This window comes from Actinotignum sanguinis (genome assembly GCF_030230305.1).
Taxonomy (GTDB): Bacteria; Actinomycetota; Actinomycetes; order Actinomycetales; family Actinomycetaceae; genus Actinotignum; species Actinotignum sanguinis.
The window spans coordinates 17,709-33,273 of sequence record NZ_JASPCQ010000006.1 but is presented as its reverse complement, the minus strand read 5'-3'; the positions used below and the strand labels follow the sequence as shown (position 1 = coordinate 33,273).

Sequence of the window (15,565 nt, the reverse complement as noted above, 5' to 3'; positions counted from 1 at the left end):
ATCTCATACGATGGTGGGAATCTACTGAAAATTTACTGAACTGGTGGGCGATACTGGGTTCGAACCAGTGACCTCTTCGGTGTGAACGAAGCGCTCTACCACTGAGCTAATCGCCCGGGCGACCGTAACGGCCCGTGCATCACGCAAGCTTATAGGGGGTGGCCGGCGAAACTCAAATTTAACCAACGTGGTGTGCACCTCACCGGCCCGGTTTGACCGGGCGCTCAGAAAGTCGCTATAGTTTTTCGATGTCATCGACGTCGCCGCGGCGGTTCCCGCCACGGTTAACCTGGCCAGTACGGCTCGGGTAGTGATTGTTGAGTGGCCACGCGGATGTAGCTCAGTTGGTAGAGCGCAACCTTGCCAAGGTTGAGGTCGCGGGTTCGAGCCCCGTCATCCGCTCGGATGTGAAGAAAGGCAAAGCGGCACACGGTGCCCATACTCCTCTCACGTATCCGGACGGTGGGTTGGCCGAGAGGCGAGGCAACGGCCTGCAAAGCCGTGTACACGGGTTCGAATCCCGTACCCACCTCGCGGGGCGATTGGCGCAGCGGGAGCGCGCTTCCCTGACACGGAAGAGGTCACTGGTTCGATCCCAGTATCGCCCACCACTATTTCCTTGCAGCGCCATTTTGACCCGGCTCTCACGGTTGGGTAAGCTAGTGGCTCGCTGTGAAACAGTGCGGATGTAGCTCAGTTGGTAGAGCGCAACCTTGCCAAGGTTGAGGTCGCGGGTTCGAGCCCCGTCATCCGCTCGGGCGATTGGCGCAGCGGGAGCGCGCTTCCCTGACACGGAAGAGGTCACTGGTTCGATCCCAGTATCGCCCACCACGGATTTTCACCATAGAATCGCCACCCCATGTCTTCCCACCTGCCGTGTCTCAGCTGCCTGGTGGTCCCGTAGTTGCCCCGTACCCCCGGACCCCCGGACCCCCGGTACCCCCGTGGCCTTTCGTGAATGGGGCATAGACAGAAGTGCCTCATGGCGCTGTATCACCGCGCTGAAACGGCGATTGGGGCCTGTGCCGCCCGCCGCCTTGCCTCACCGCCCACTGCGCCGCCTGCTGCCTTGCCTGGCAGCCCACCGCCTGCCGCGCTGGCGGGGAGGGTGTGTTTTCCCGGGATGTACTGCGCATGTACGACAAGCACAGTACAGTTATGAAAACAGATCCCCCTCCCTAGGGGCCGGTGTGGCTATTGAAGTTCGTGAAACCCATGAGACTCTCGCGGGAAGGCAGCCGCGTTTGCCCGAAATCAAAATGCAACGGCAGCTACATTAAGAAATTGTTTTGATGTCGTGGGGTTGCATCCTGTGGGTCTCGCTGTCGTGGGGTTGCTTTTTGTGGGGGCCTCCTGCCGGGAGGGCGCATCCTGGGGGCTTCACTGTTGGCGCGTTGCTATTTATGGGTATTACCGCTCGCATCGTCCACGCTTGCCCATGTCGAGCGAGTGACCACGGCAGGGCCAGCTAACAGTATGCACGTGGGTAACAGTTTTTTCTGCGGTTCTATATCCGTGACCTACATTCTGCGTCCCTAACACTCCACAACGCACCGGCCCTGGATGCGACTAACCCGCCCTGTGGCTGTGGCTGTGGCCGTGGCTGTGGCGTACGGCGCGCGGAATATGAGCGTGACATGACTAAAGTCCCGGGCTACCACCTCAAGCTCTACGCAATCATGCCATGAGCGTAAAAGCGCGCAAGTACGCGGGAAAGCGGCGTCGTCGTGCGGAAAAAACAGTCGTCAATAGCAGGTTTTATCCCGCGGCGTTAGGTCTTCCTGACTATATTTTCCGCATCGGAACGGGTAGACCTATATACGTAACGAAAGGATGGATCAATGGCCGAAAAAGTTGTTATCGATGCTCTTCAGCGCACGCTGACCGATCTTATTGACCTCTCCCTGCAGGCTAAGCAGTACCACTGGAATATTCAGGGCGCGCGTTTTCGCGCTCTGCACCTCGCTCTCGATGAAGTTGTATCCGTCACCCGCACTGACCTCGATGAGGTTGCCGAGCGCATCGCCACCATCGGTGGTTTCCCGGATGGCCGGGCCGTTACCGTGGCCAAGGAAAGCGGCCTCGATGATGCGGGCACCGGTCCCTTCAACGTGGATGATGTCTACACCGTGATGGCGGAAAAGCTCTACGGAGCCTCCCGGCGCATCCAGAATGACCTGTCCAAGGTGGATGAAGCCGATCCGCTAAGCGGCGACCTTCTCATCGGGGTTGCGCGCAATCTGGAGCTGCAGGGCTGGTTCATGAAGGCAGCTGCGGTCGAAAACTAAGTCACGCGCGCCTTCGTGGCGCTCACCTCGTGACTTAACGCGAAGGGGACCATCCCGCCTGGTGGGGTGCGTCCCCTTCGCTATGTTCGCACGGGCGCGCAAGTTCCGCCGGTGCGGCTACCCGCGCTATGCGTGAGCCTCCCGTCAATCTACCCGTGCTATGCGTGAGCCTCCCGTCAATCTACCCGCGCTATGCGGGACGGGTATGCGTGAGCTGTATCCCCTTCCGCGGACTGGCGGTGCTGCGCCGCGGGCGGGCCCGGGGTGAAACAGGTATCCTGGTGGGCGGGCATCCCCGGTCTGGATGCCGTGAAAAATAGAACTAAGGAGAAAACTATGCCCGCACGTCTATCCGTGGACGGCACCCTCGTCACCCTTGACGAAGCGTGCCCGGGAACCGCCTATTTCGCCGCGGATCGCGCGATTGTCGCCCTGAAAGTCAACGGGGAACTCAAGGATTTGGCCACGGATTTGACCACGCTGGACGGCGCCGAGGTGGAAACCGTGCGCATTGACTCCCCGGACGGGCTCAATATTCTCCGCCATTCCGCCACCCACGTGCTGGCCCAGGCCGTCCAGCAGATCTACCCGGATGCGAATCTGGGCATCGGTCCTTTTATTGAGGACGGCTTCTACTACGATTTCGGCAATATCGACCCGGTCACCCCGGATATGCTGAAAGAACTCGAAAAGCGCATGAAGCGCATCGTCAAGGAAAATCAGCGATTCGTGCGCCGCGAGGTCACCGAAGAAGAAGCGCGCCACGAAGAAGCCTCCCAGCCCTACAAACTTGAGCTCATCACCACGAAGGGCCACGATGCGGACGGTGCCAGCGTGGAGGTGGGCCACGGTGGCCTCACCATGTACGACAATGTCAATCGCCACGGTGACGTGGTGTGGACCGATCTGTGCCGCGGGCCGCACCTGCCTTCCACGAAGTTCATCGGCAATGGTTTTGCGCTCACCCGCGCCTCGGCCGCCTACTGGAAGGGCGACCAGAATAACGATCACCTCCAGCGCATTTACGGCACCGCCTGGCCGAGTAAGGAAGAACTGGATGCCTACCAGACTCGCATTGCCGAAGCGCAGCGGCGTGACCATCGCCGGCTAGGTACCGAACTTGACCTGTTCTCCTTCCCCGATGAAATCGGCTCCGGGCTCCCGGTCTTCCACCCCAAGGGCGGCATTATCCGCATGGAAATGGAGAACTACTCCCGCCAGCGCCATATCGAAGCCGGCTACGACTTCGTCAATACCCCGCATATCACCAAGGGCCAGCTCTTCCAGACCTCCGGGCATCTGTCCTGGTACAAGGACGGTATGTTCCCGGCCATGCGGGTGGATGAGGATCAGGATTACTACCTCAAGCCGATGAACTGCCCCATGCACTCCCTTATCTATAAAGCGCGGGGGCGCTCCTACCGCGATCTACCGCTGCGGCTCTTCGAATTCGGGACGGTGTACCGCTACGAAAAGTCCGGCGTCATCCACGGTCTCACCCGCGCCCGGGGCTTCACCCAGGACGATGCCCATATTTACACCACCCGCGAGCAGATGCGCGAGGAACTTTCCTCCCTGCTCACCTTCGTGCTCTCCCTCCTCAAGGACTACGGTCTCAACGATTTCTACCTGGAACTGTCCACGAAGGACCCCAAGAAGTTCATTGGCGACGACGCCCTGTGGGAAGAAGCCACCCGCACCCTGGAAGAAGTGGCGTTATCTTCCGGCCTCGAATTGGTGCCCGATCCGGAAGGCGCAGCTTTCTACGGTCCCAAGATCTCGGTGCAGGCACGCGATGCCATCGGCCGGACCTGGCAGATGTCCACCATCCAGCTTGACTTCAACCTCCCCGAACGCTTCGGCCTGGAATACACCGCGCCGGACGGTTCGCGCCAGCGCCCGGTCATGATTCACCGAGCCCTCTTCGGTTCTATCGAACGTTTCCTGGGCGTGCTGGTCGAGCACTACGCGGGGGCTTTCCCCGCCTGGCTCGCCCCCGTGCAGGTACGGCTGGTTCCGGTGGCTGATACCTTCAACGACTACTGCGAAAATATTGCTCGGCGCCTGCGCGAGCAGCATATTCGCGTGGAAGTTGATACCTCCGATGACCGTTTCGGCAAGAAGATTCGTAACGCCGCGAAAGAGAAAATCCCCTTCACCCTCATTGCCGGTGGGGACGACGTCGACGCCGGCGCCGTGTCCTTCCGTTTCCGTGACGGGGAACAGCATAACGGGGTCGCTATTGACGAGGCGATCGCGCATATCGTGGATGTGGTACGACGGCGCGCTAACGAACCGGAAGCGGAGAAGTTCTAATGCTCTCCCGGAGCGGGCGGCCCCTGGCCCAGGCAATTTTCGGTCCCATCGCGCGCCTGTGCGTGCGTGCGGGGATCAGCGCCGATGCGGTGACGATCACCGGAACCGTGGCGGTGGTGGCGTGCGCGCTCGTCCTCTATCCCCTCGGGCACCCGGTTTGGGCCTCCTGGCTTATCGGCATCACCGTGATTTTCGACAGTCTTGACGGCCAAATTGCGAGGTTGACCGGAACTGCCTCCCGCTGGGGTGCCTTCCTGGATTCCACCCTGGACCGCCTGGCAGATTCCGCGATATTTTGCGGGATTCTGCTGTGGATCACGCGCTGGAACATCGGGGCGGGGGCCGGGCTCACCGACTGGCTGGCACTGGCCTGCCTGGCGGCTCTCCCGGCCGCGCTATGCACCTCCTACGCGCGGGCCCGCGCCGAAGCGGTGGGGTTCACCGCGAATGTGGGGATCAGCGAACGCGCTGACCGGCTGGTGATCGTGCTGCTCGGGGCACTGATAACCGGCTACGGAGCCAGCGCCTGGGTGTTGCTGGTGGCACTCGGTTATCTTGCGGTAGCCGGGTGGATCACGGTGGCCCAGCGCATGGTCACCGTGTACCGGCAGTCCCGCGCGGAGTACGGTGCCGGCGAGCGGGCCGCCGGTGAACGGGCCGGCCAGGGGAGCGGCCAGTGAATCTCGGCAATCTTCTTTTTCGCGCTACCGGGGCGCTGGCTCGACTCCCCGAACCGGTGGGCCGCGGTCTTTTCGCCGCGGTCGGGACGCTTGCCGGAACCCTGCCACTGCGCGGAACCCAGCAGCTGCGCCGCAACCTCGCGCGGGTACGCCCAGATATGCGCGGCGGGGCCGCCCGCCGTCTCACCCGCGCCGCGCTGCGTTCCTATATGCGCTACTACTATGAAGCCCTGCGCCTGGCAACGTGGGAAGCCGATGATTTAGCAGCGCGGGTTATCGAGGACGGCCTCGATTCCGCCCGAGCGGAATTCGCCCGCGGCAACGCCCTCATCGGAGCGCTCATGCACATGGGCAATTGGGATGTGGCCGGCGCGTGGTCGCGCTATTTCCTCGCCCCTGTGCACACCCTGGTAGAAAAACTAGAACCCGCCGAGGTATTCGAACGATTCGTTCAGCTTCGTGAAAATATTGGCATGGTTATCTATCCCGTGGTTAAAGGTGGCGGGGCGATCCACCGCCTCGCGGAGGATGCCCGCCGGGCCCCCATTCTCGCCCCGGTTCTAGCTGATCGCGATCTCACCGCTTCCGGTGTGGAAGTGGAATTCTTCGGGGAGAAGATGCTCGCCGCTGCCGGGCCTGCCATCCTCGCCATAGATACCGGCTGCGCCGTCGTTCCTATCTTTTCCTACTACGTGAAAAAGGAACGTACCCGGCACGTACCTACCCGGTGGCGCATGGTTCTGCGCAGCGGCGCACCTATCCGCGCCCGGGTGGACGCCTCGGCCTCCCCGCGCGAGCGCCACGTGGAAATAGCGCGAATCACCCAGGAGTGGATCGCGGCTTTTGAAAACGTGCTGGCCGAGCACCCGGAGGACTGGCATATGCTCCAGCCTGTTTTCGTTGCTGATTTGGACGGTGAGCGCTACCGCACCAACCGCGAGAAAGCCGCTCGAGAACTCGCGCGCCGCCAAGCGGAGTACGACGCGAAGGAAGGAACGCCGTGAACATCGGGATTGCCTGCCCCTATTCATGGGACGTGCCCGGGGGAGTGGGATTCCATATCCGGGATCTGGCCGAGGAGCTCATCGCCCGCGGGCACAGCGTCTCAGTGATCGCCCCGAGTGAAGAAAACGAGGCACTACCCGATTACGTGGTACCGGTGGGAGCCTCCGTGGCGATTCCTTACAACGGTTCGGTGGCTCGCCTTTCTTTCGGGCCACGCGTCAATCGCGCGGTGCGGCGCTGGCTGCGGGAAGGGAATTTCGATGTGCTCCACGTGCACGAACCTTTCGTTCCTTCCGTTTCTATGCTCGCCCTGATGAGCGCGGAATGCCCGGTGGTGTCCACCCACCACACCGCCATGGATCGCTCCCGGGCCTTTGACCTCTTTTCTCCGGTCCTGCGTCCGATCCTGGAAAAGATCCAGGCGCGCATCGCGGTCTCCCAAGAAGCACGCCGCACCACGGTGCAGTATTTAGGCGGGGACGCTTTTATTATTCCCAATGGCGTCTATACCGCCGATTTCGAAGTACCGCGAGACGCCCGCTTCACCGGCACGCCCGACTCACCCACGTTCGGATTCCTCGGCCGCCTGGACGAACCGCGTAAAGGCCTGCCGGTTTTGGCCGCTGCCGCCCCGCTGATCCTGCGCGAATTCCCGGGAGCACGGTTCTTCGTTGCCGGTAAAGGCGATGAGGAAGCAGCGCGGGAGCTCTTCGGGGCTGCGGGCGCCCGGGTGACTTTCCTCGGGCCGGTCAGCGATGCCGATAAAGCAGCGATGCTCGCGAGCGTGGATCTCTACGTGGCACCCAATACCGGGGGCGAATCTTTCGGAATTATTCTTATCGAAGCGATGAGCGCGGGCGGTTTCGTGCTCGCCTCAGATATTCCCGCCTTCCGCGCGGTATTGGGCGGAGGAACCTTCGGGGACCACTTCGCCAATGAAGACCCGGAGGATCTGGCCCGGGTGGCCGTGGCGGCCCTGCGCGATCCGCAACGCCGGACCCGGGTAGCGCAGGCCGGTCAGGCCGAAGCGCAACGCTACGACTGGTCCACGGTTGCCTCTCAAGTCTTTGCCGTGTACGAAACAGCGGTTCGCACCGCCCAGATGGAGGTAGAGCAGTGAATCTATGGTGGTGGCTTGCGCTCGTCGCCGGTGTGGTACTTCTCCTTCTCGGCCTGAGTGCGGCCGGGGCGGCCCGCCGCCTCGACCGCCTCCACACCACCCTCCTCAAATCCCGCCGCGCGGTGGAACAGGCGCTCGCCGCTCGCGCCCGCACCGCCTACGATATGGCTATGTCCGGGGAGTTGGATATGGCCGGAGCGCTTATCCTCACCGATAGCGCCCAGCGGGTCCTATCGGCCTCCATGCTTCCGGTGGTGGCGGACGGATTGGAAGCCTTGCCCGGTGATATGCGCGGCGATCTTCCCGATCCGGCCGCGGCAGCCCGGGAGCGGCGCGCGGTGGAATCCGAACTTTCCCGCGCCCTGCGCCTCACCGTGGATGAACTAGATGCCGGCGATATCACCGACCCGGCCGCCCGCGAGTTTTACCGGCGGCTCGCGCGGGCCCGCCTCGATGTGCGTATGACGCGCTCCTTCCATAATTCGCATGTGGACCAGGCCCGCCGGGTGCGCAACTCCCGAGTCCTCTCCATTTTCCCCATCGCCGGGCACGCCCCGGTCCCGCAAACCATCGATATTGACGATGAGTAAGAGTTCCCGATGACCCGCACTCCCCGGCGCGCTGCGCGCATTATCGCCCTGGATGAAGCCGGTCGAGTCCTCCTCATCCGCGGGCACGACCGAGACGACCCCACGCACCGGTGGTGGTTCACGCCCGGTGGGGGACTGGAAGATACGGAAAGTCCCCGGCAGGCCGCGGTGCGGGAATTTCTGGAAGAAACCGGCGTCGTCGTAACAGAAACAGAACTCATCGGGCCGGTGTTGCGCCGGCACGCAACTTTTCGTTTCGCGCGTGCCACCCTCAGCCAAGACGAAGTATTTTTCGCGGTGCGCCTGGACGCGGTGCGCGCCCGCGCGGCGGTGACCGGAAGCGGGCGGGCCTGGACCGCTGCGGAAAAAGAGCTGCTAGACGCTATCGACTGGCGTTGCGCCGCGCAACTCAACGGCTCCCCGCGCGAGCGGGTCTACCCGGCGGGCCTCGCGCAGCTGGCGGCTCACGTCCATGCAGGCTGGGATGGAACCTGCCACGAACTTTGGGAGAACTAAGCTCCCGGCACAGTACAGCGAAGGCGCGCTGCGGCCCAGGTAATAGTTCCTAGCCCTTGAACCGCGTACAATGGCTCCGGAAGTTTTTATCTACTCGGGAGGACACGTGTCAGGACACTCCAAGTGGGCAACCACCAAGCATAAGAAAGCCGCTAATGACGCCAAGCGCGGCAAGCTTTTCGCGCGTCTGGTCAAGAATATTGAAGTGGCAGCGGCAACCGGTGGTGGCGATCCCGCGGGTAACCCCACACTCTTTGACGCGATCCGCAAAGCCAAGCAGAACTCGGTGCCGGCCGATAATATTGATCGCGCCGTCAAGCGTGGCTCGGGTGAAACTGATGATTCCATCCAGTACGAAGCCATTACGTATGAAGGCTACGGTCCGGGTGGCGTGGCTATCCTCATCGAGTGCCTGACCGATAATCGCAATCGCGCTGCCTCGGATGTGCGTACCGCACTCACGCGCAATGGGGGAACACTGGCGGATCCCGGTTCGGTTTCCTATCTCTTTAACCGTCGCGGTGTGGTGGAAGCGGTTAAGGGGGATAACTCCGAAGATGATGTTCTCATGGCGGTGCTGGATGCCGGTGCCGAAGAAATTGAGGACGACGGCGAAACCTTCACCATCTACTGCGCGGCCAGCGATGTGGTAGCCGTGCGCACCGCGCTTCAGGAAGCCGGAATTGACTACAATTCGGCAGAATCGCGCTTTGTGCCCTCCACCAATGTTCCCCTTGACCGGGCCGGTGCGGAAAAGCTCCTCAAGCTCACCGATGCCCTCGATGATGTGGACGATATTCAAGAGGTCTACACCAACGCGGATATTGCCGATGAGATCCTCGCTGAGCTCGAGGGTGAGTAGTGCGCATTCTGGGGATTGACCCGGGACTCACGCGCTGCGGGCTGGGGACCATTGACGCTGAGGTAACGCGGCGGGTGCGTTTGGTAGATATGCGCGTGGCGCGCTCCCCGGTGGATCTGGCTCCGCATCGGCGTCTCCTCCTTATCGCGGATGAGATTGACGCGGTGATCGCGGAATTTTCCCCCGAGGTCGTGGCGGTGGAACGCGTTTTCGCGCAGGAAAATGTGCGCTCGGTGACCTCGACCGCGCAGGTGGCCGGCATCGCGATGCTGGCCGCCGCCCGTGCCCAGCTGCCCCTCGGCTTGCATTCGCCCTCCGAAGTGAAGGCGGCGGTCACCGGCTCGGGGCGCGCCGGGAAACTCCAGGTGCAAAATATGGTCCAGCGGATTCTAGGTCTGGCCGAACTCCCGCGCCCCAAGGATGCCGCGGACGCCCTCGCCATCGCGATTACCCACGCCTGGCGCGGGGGTGCCCACGCCCTGGATGCCACGGTGGATAACGGTCAGCACGGTGGGGCCGGCACTCTCCCGCGCGCTGAAGGTGCGGATTTAACCCCCGCGCAGCGTATGTGGGCGGGAGCTGAGCGCATGAGTCGGCGCGCCGGCGCGGTCTCCCCGCAGCGCTCCGCTAGCGGTTAGAGTCATGAGGAAGGAGACCTGAGTGATTGCAAGTATTCGCGGAACTGTCAGCCGTGTCACCACCACGTTCGCGGTGGTGGAAGTGGGCGGGTGGGGCGTCAAAGTTTTTGCGACGCCGGCTACCCTCGCCACGCTGCGCGAAGGAGCGGAAGCTTTTCTCTACACCTCGCTGGTTGCCAGCCGCGATGATCTCCCCTCCCTCTACGGTTTTAGCGAGGCGGACGAGCGCGACGTATACGAAATCATGCAAACGGTTTCCGGGATCGGCGCCAAAGTCGCGCTCACACTCCTCTCCGTCCATACCCCGAACGCCCTGCGCGCTGCCGTGCAATCCAAGGACGAAGCGGCCCTCACTCGGGTCCCCGGCATCGGCAAGAAAAGCGCCCAGCGCATTATTTTGGAGCTGGGCAATAAGCTCGGTCCGGCACCGGTAGCGGCGGGTGAGGTGGCCAGCGCCGGGGCTGATCCAGATGCCGTGGTGGCCGGTCTGGTGGGACTGGGGTGGAAGGAAAGCGACGCCGTCGCCGCCTATGAAGAAGCGCGCACCCACGTACCCCAGGGCACCGTGGCCCAACTACTGCGCGCCAGTCTCCAAATACTAGGGGCCCGCCGCTCATGAGTGATGATTTTTCCTTCGAAGCGGGCCTGGTCTCCCCGGAAGCCAACGAAACAGAGCGCGCCGCCGAAGCGGCCCTGCGCCCGCGTCAGCTTTCCGAATTCGTGGGCCAGGATACCGTGCGCGACCAGCTTTCCCTCGTGCTCCAGGCCGCGGTGCAGCGCGGGCGCACCCCCGATCACGTGCTCCTCTCCGGCCCGCCGGGTCTGGGGAAAACCACCCTCGCCATGATTATCGCGGCGGAAGTGGGTGGGGCGCTGCGCCTAACCTCCGGGCCGGCGATTCAACATTCAGGAGACCTGGCCGCGATTCTCTCCTCCGTACAGGAAAACGACGTCCTGTTCATTGACGAAATCCACCGCCTGGCTCGCAACGCCGAAGAAATGCTCTACCTGGCTATGGAAGATTTTCGGGTGGACGTGATGGTCGGGAAGGGACCGGGTGCCACCTCGATCCCGCTGCCGCTACCGTTCTTCACGGTGGTAGGGGCGACGACGCGCGCCGGTTTGCTGCCCGCTCCCTTGCGTGATCGCTTCGGCTTCACGGCGCATCTGGAGTATTACGAACAGCGCGATCTAGCCCGCATTGTGCGGCGCAATGCCGTCAAGCTCGGCCATAGCATTACCGAGGATGCCGCGCAGGAAATTGCCGGGCGCTCGCGCGGTACCCCGCGTATCGCCAACCGGCTGCTGCGCCGTGTCCAGGATTGGGCGCAGGTGCGCGGCACCGGGGAGCTGGACCTGAGGGCCGCGCGGGCTGCCCTCGATCTTTTCCAGGTGGATCCCGCCGGGCTGGATCGCCTTGACCGCGCGGTACTCGACGCGGTCTGCACTCGCTTCGGGGGTGGGCCGGTGGGTCTGACTACTCTGGCGGTTTCGGTGGGAGAAGAACCGGAAACAGTGGAGACGGTGGTGGAGCCCTACCTGGTGCGCGAAGGCTATTTGGTGCGCACCCCGCGCGGGCGGATGGCAGCCCCGCGGGCCTGGACGCATCTGGGTTTAACTCCGCCTACAGATTAGTTTCGTCACGGCCGCAGGTGTTTTCAGTTATGCACGGTAAACTGGCACGGTAATTATTGTCTTTTCCAAGGAGCTTTCGCGTGGAATTCGTCATCATGGGCGCCATCCTAGTGGGGATGGTTCTGTTCATGTCCCAGTCCAATAAGAAGGCCCGGGCACGTGCTGAAGAACACCGCAACAGCATTCTGGTGGTCGGCACGGATGTCATGACCACCGCGGGTTTTTACGGGCGCATCGTTGCTATTGACGGGGATGCGGTGACGCTTGAAAGTCCCTCCGGGGATGAAACTGTGTGGTCGCGTCTGGCTATTCGGGAGCAGGCATCCATTCCTTTCGCACCGGTCAGTGAAGAAGAAGCGGCGGCGGAAGATGCCGCGGAAGCTGCCCGCCTGAGCGCTTCGGAAGAAGCCAGCGCCGGTGCTAGCGGTGCGGATACTGCCTCGGAAGCTACCGATCACGTGACTCCTCGGAGTACGGACTCGGCTTTTGGTGAAAAGAAAGATGAGTCGGGCTCGGCCTGGAAGTAAACACTATGTCTCAATCTAAAAATTCCGGCGTCCGGTTATCCTGGCGCCGGATCATTACCCTTGCGATCTTGGCGATCGCACTCTTCGTCTCCCTCGGTGTCGGATCGGTGGCGGGTTCCGGATCGGAATCCCGGTGGACCCCGAATTTCGCCCTTGACCTCGAAGGCGGTACGGAGCTCATCCTTACTCCGAAGACCACAGATAATTCGGAGATCACCTCGGAAGATGTCAACCAGGCGATTGAAATTATTCGCCAGCGTGTGGACGCTTCGGGTGTGGCTGAAGCGGAGATCACCTCCCAGGGTGGCTCGAATATCGTGGTGGGTCTGCCCGGGCATCCCAGTCAGGAAACCCTTGACCTCGTGCGTAATTCCGCGGTGTTGCGGATGCGCCCGGTCCTCGCGATGGCAAATCCGGGAACCATGAAGGGCGAAGGCGATAACGCCGCACCCCTGACCGGCACCGCGCTGGAAGAAGCGGCCATGAAGGCCGCCGACGCGGATGGAGACGGCAAGCTCTCCACCACTCCGCCCAGCCAGCCCACCAGCGCTTCGGATCCGGCCTGGGCGAAAACCGAGCGGGTCACCTACGATGCGCTGACCTTGGATTGCACCGCGGAGAACCCGGCCACCGCCCCGGAAGAAAACCCGGATACAGCCTTGGTTGCCTGCGGGCAAAGCAAGGATTCTAAAACGGGTGAGGTGACGCCGTATAAGTACGTGCTAGGTCCGGCAGAAATTGCCGGAACGAATCTGACCCGGGCCACCTCCGGTTTCGATCAGCAGCAGGGCCAGTGGATCGTACAGCTAGAATTCGATAATGAGGGCGCGCAGAAGTTCTCTGAGGTTACCGGGCGTTTGGTGGGCTTGCAGAGCCCGCAAAACCAATTCGCCATCGTGCTGGACGGGCGCGTTATTTCCTCCGCGATTCCGCAAACCCAGATTTCGGGTGGGCAGGCCGTTATTAACGGTTCCGGCATTAATGCGACGACGTCGCGCGTGCTGGCCAACCAGCTGCAATTTGGTTCGCTACCCCTGGAATTTGAGGTGCAATCCGAACAGCAGATTTCCGCCACCCTCGGTTCGGAATCGCTGCGCGCGGGCCTGGTGGCCGGCCTCATCGGTCTCGTGCTCATCGTGCTTTACCTTGTGTGGCAGTACCACGCCCTGGCTATTGTGGCTATCGGTTCGGTGGTCCTCGCCACGGGCCTGTCCTACGGGGTTATTTGTTTACTGTCCTGGGTGATGGGTTACCGTTTGTCAATGGCCGGCGTCGTCGGCTTGGTTATTTCCATCGGTATCACGGTCGATTCCTTCATCGTGTTCTTCGAGCGTATTCGCGATGAGATTCGCGACGGGCACGCGGTACGCACCGCGGTGCAACGTGGCTGGAAGCGCGCGACCCGCACAATTATCGCTTCTGATTCCGTCAACCTCATCGCGGCCGGGGTGCTCTACTTCATTGCGGTGGGTTCGGTGCGTGGTTTCGCCTTTACCTTGGGGCTCACAACCATCCTCGACCTCGTCGTCGTCTTTATGTTTACCTATCCGCTTATGACGCTGCTGGTGCGTACTAAATTCTTCGGTGGGGGGCACCCGGCATCGGGTATGTCCGCCAAGCATTTGGCGCATACCCCGGCGTATCGCGGCCGCAAGGTTCCCGGCGAAGGCTCGCTTGCCGAGCGTCGCACCCGGGAGCGCCGTGCCGCTCTTCCCGCGAGCAGCGAGGGAAAGGATAACGCCTAATGTCGATGTACACCTTAGGTAACGATCTCTACACCGGGCGGCGCAGCTTCAAAATCGTGCAGCGGCGCAAGACCTGGTACACCATTGCGATTATCTGCGTGATCGCGTCGTTTATCGCGCTTTTCACCCGCGGGCTCAATATGGGTATTGAGTTCACCGGTGGATCTCAATTCACGGTCTCGGGAGCGCAAACAACCGATCAGCGCCTCGCCTCGGATATCATGGCCCGCCACGGCGGGGATAAAGCCGCTCGCGTGGCCCAGGTAGGCGAGAGCGCCTTACGTATCCAGACCTCGGCGAATGCTGATGGTACCGGGGTGGGTAATGCGGAAACAGAAGCGATCCGCACGGAATTGGCTGAAGCGTACGGAACCTCCGTGCAGGATGTCACCTCCACGTATATCGGCCCGGTCTGGGGCCAAGATATTTCCACGAAGGCCCTCCAGGGTTTCGTGGTCTTTATCGTGCTGGTGCTCCTGGCCTTGTGGGCCTATATGCGGTCCTGGCGTAATGCCCTGGGCGCTATCGTTGCGCTTTTCCACGACCTCGTGGTGACAGTGGGAATTTATTGCCTCTTCGGCTTCGAATTCACGCCGTCCACCGTTATTGGCCTCTTGACCATTCTCGGCTACTCCCTGTACGACACCGTGGTGGTTTTCGATAAGGTCCGTGAAAATACCGAGCACGTGCTGCGCCAGCACCGGGTGACCTTCGGGGAATCCACGAACCACGCCGTCAACCAGACCCTCATCCGCTCCATCAACACGTCGGTCACCTCGATTATGCCGGTGGCATCCATTCTGTTTATCGGGGTGTACCTCATGGGTGCGGGGACGCTGCGCGACCTGGCGCTCGTGCTCTTCGTGGGTCTGCTACTCTCGGCGTACTCCTCCATCTTCCTGGCCGCGCCGCTCGCCGTTACCCTCACGAATGCGGATCCGCGCATCAAGGCTCATAACGCCGAGGTGGCCGCCGCGCGCGCCGAACGCGGTGAGGCCGGTGTTGCGGAAGATGAGGTCGTTTCTGCGGTTCTCGAACCGGGCCACCATCTCGGTAATACCGCGCAGCCACGCCGCAAGAAGAGGAGCAAGAAGTGAGCACTGCGTTTTCTGCGCAACTCGTGGAACTAGCGGCCAGCCGGGTGCGGGAACGTGAAAACTTCCCGGCACCCGGGGTGATCTTTCGTGATATCACCCCTCTCATAGCCGATGGGGAAGCTTTCCACCTCTTTATTGATGAGCTGGCACGCCATTACGAGGGCAAGATCGACGCCGTTGCCGGGCTGGAATCACGCGGATTTATTCTGTCCGCGCCGCTGGCCTACGCCATGGGTTTGGGGATGGTCACCATCCGCAAAGCCGGGCGGCTGCCCGGGCCGGTGATCGGGGTTGATTATGAACTGGAATACGGTTCGGCCCGCATGGAAGTTCAGCCCTTTAATATTGAAGATGGACAGCGCGTTCTGATTATCGATGACGTTCTTGCCACCGGTGGAACCGCCAATGCTGCCTGTGAGCTGGTGGAAAGCTCGGGCGGGATTGTGGCCGGCCTGTGCATGCTCATTGAGCTGGCTGGTATGGGCGGTCGGGAGCGTCTGGCCGGTAGGCAGGTCGAAGCGGTGCTAACCTTCGATTAACTCAAGA

The 15,565-nt window shown here is 62.0% G+C and carries 15 protein-coding genes and 6 tRNA genes; 20 read left to right on the top strand and 1 reads right to left on the bottom strand.

The annotated features are described in order from the left end of the window. Nucleotides 1-41 precede the first annotated feature (41 nt). A tRNA-Val gene (locus QP828_RS04595) sits at nucleotides 42-116 on the bottom strand. A 213-nt stretch (nucleotides 117-329) separates the two neighbouring features. Here QP828_RS04595 and QP828_RS04590 point away from each other — a divergent pair. From QP828_RS04590 to QP828_RS04495, 20 genes are all read left to right on the top strand, one after another. After that, nucleotides 330-402: transfer RNA gene (locus QP828_RS04590), tRNA-Gly, on the top strand. A gap of 59 nt (nucleotides 403-461) precedes the next feature. Further along, nucleotides 462-532: transfer RNA gene (locus tag QP828_RS04585), tRNA-Cys, on the top strand. A 4-nt stretch (nucleotides 533-536) separates the two neighbouring features. Further along, a tRNA-Val gene (locus QP828_RS04580) sits at nucleotides 537-611 on the top strand. 71 nt (nucleotides 612-682) lie between these two features. Further along, nucleotides 683-755: transfer RNA gene (locus QP828_RS04575), tRNA-Gly, on the top strand. 1 nt (nucleotide 756) lies between these two features. Continuing rightward, a tRNA-Val gene (locus QP828_RS04570) sits at nucleotides 757-831 on the top strand. 1,010 nt (nucleotides 832-1,841) lie between these two features. Further along, entirely contained in the window at nucleotides 1,842-2,288 is a 447-nt protein-coding gene (locus tag QP828_RS04565) for a Dps family protein (RefSeq protein ID WP_087070697.1), read from the top strand. 336 nt (nucleotides 2,289-2,624) lie between these two features. Beyond that, entirely contained in the window at nucleotides 2,625-4,604 is a 1,980-nt protein-coding gene (gene thrS, locus QP828_RS04560) for a threonine--tRNA ligase (RefSeq protein WP_206435366.1), read from the top strand. Then, nucleotides 4,604-5,284 carry a phosphatidylinositol phosphate synthase gene (gene pgsA, locus QP828_RS04555; RefSeq protein ID WP_274778337.1) on the top strand — a complete coding sequence of 227 codons (681 nt, stop codon included), beginning with the start codon at nucleotides 4,604-4,606 and terminating at the stop codon, nucleotides 5,282-5,284. The genes thrS and pgsA overlap by 1 nt, the downstream gene beginning before the upstream one ends. Beyond that, a complete protein-coding gene (locus QP828_RS04550) occupies nucleotides 5,281-6,288 on the top strand; it encodes a phosphatidylinositol mannoside acyltransferase (RefSeq protein ID WP_274778336.1) in 1,008 nt (335 codons plus the stop codon). The genes pgsA and QP828_RS04550 overlap by 4 nt, the downstream gene beginning before the upstream one ends. Then, nucleotides 6,285-7,409 carry a glycosyltransferase family 4 protein gene (locus QP828_RS04545; protein ID WP_126134821.1) on the top strand — a complete coding sequence of 375 codons (1,125 nt, stop codon included), beginning with the start codon at nucleotides 6,285-6,287 and terminating at the stop codon, nucleotides 7,407-7,409. The genes QP828_RS04550 and QP828_RS04545 overlap by 4 nt, the downstream gene beginning before the upstream one ends. Next, nucleotides 7,406-7,999 carry a hypothetical protein gene (locus tag QP828_RS04540; RefSeq protein WP_274733612.1) on the top strand — a complete coding sequence of 198 codons (594 nt, stop codon included), beginning with the start codon at nucleotides 7,406-7,408 and terminating at the stop codon, nucleotides 7,997-7,999. The genes QP828_RS04545 and QP828_RS04540 overlap by 4 nt, the downstream gene beginning before the upstream one ends. Nucleotides 8,000-8,008: 9 nt before the next feature. Then, on the top strand, nucleotides 8,009-8,515 hold the full coding sequence (locus tag QP828_RS04535; RefSeq protein WP_274733610.1) for an NUDIX hydrolase: 507 nt from the start codon (nucleotides 8,009-8,011) through the stop codon (nucleotides 8,513-8,515). A gap of 106 nt (nucleotides 8,516-8,621) precedes the next feature. Continuing rightward, entirely contained in the window at nucleotides 8,622-9,377 is a 756-nt protein-coding gene (locus QP828_RS04530; RefSeq protein WP_274733608.1) for a YebC/PmpR family DNA-binding transcriptional regulator, read from the top strand. After that, nucleotides 9,377-10,015 (top strand): crossover junction endodeoxyribonuclease RuvC, encoded by a 639-nt coding sequence (gene ruvC / locus QP828_RS04525; protein ID WP_274733606.1) that lies wholly within the window; start codon nucleotides 9,377-9,379, stop codon nucleotides 10,013-10,015. The genes QP828_RS04530 and ruvC overlap by 1 nt, the downstream gene beginning before the upstream one ends. A gap of 22 nt (nucleotides 10,016-10,037) precedes the next feature. Beyond that, a complete protein-coding gene (gene ruvA, locus QP828_RS04520; RefSeq protein WP_126134826.1) occupies nucleotides 10,038-10,634 on the top strand; it encodes a Holliday junction branch migration protein RuvA in 597 nt (198 codons plus the stop codon). Beyond that, nucleotides 10,631-11,650, top strand: a complete 1,020-nt coding sequence (gene ruvB, locus QP828_RS04515) for a Holliday junction branch migration DNA helicase RuvB (protein WP_126134827.1) — start codon at nucleotides 10,631-10,633, stop codon at nucleotides 11,648-11,650. The genes ruvA and ruvB overlap by 4 nt, the downstream gene beginning before the upstream one ends. Nucleotides 11,651-11,730: 80 nt before the next feature. Then, the gene (locus QP828_RS04510) at nucleotides 11,731-12,177 is read left to right on the top strand and encodes a preprotein translocase subunit YajC (RefSeq protein WP_126134828.1); all 447 of its coding nucleotides are present in this window, start codon (nucleotides 11,731-11,733) and stop codon (nucleotides 12,175-12,177) included. 5 nt (nucleotides 12,178-12,182) lie between these two features. Continuing rightward, nucleotides 12,183-13,922: a protein translocase subunit SecD gene (secD, locus tag QP828_RS04505; protein ID WP_274733602.1), complete on the top strand. Its 1,740-nt coding sequence runs from the start codon at nucleotides 12,183-12,185 to the stop codon at nucleotides 13,920-13,922. Further along, nucleotides 13,922-15,019: a protein translocase subunit SecF gene (gene secF / locus QP828_RS04500; protein WP_274733601.1), complete on the top strand. Its 1,098-nt coding sequence runs from the start codon at nucleotides 13,922-13,924 to the stop codon at nucleotides 15,017-15,019. The genes secD and secF overlap by 1 nt, the downstream gene beginning before the upstream one ends. Then, entirely contained in the window at nucleotides 15,016-15,558 is a 543-nt protein-coding gene (locus QP828_RS04495) for an adenine phosphoribosyltransferase (RefSeq protein ID WP_126134831.1), read from the top strand. The genes secF and QP828_RS04495 overlap by 4 nt, the downstream gene beginning before the upstream one ends. Nucleotides 15,559-15,565: the final 7 nt, after the last annotated feature.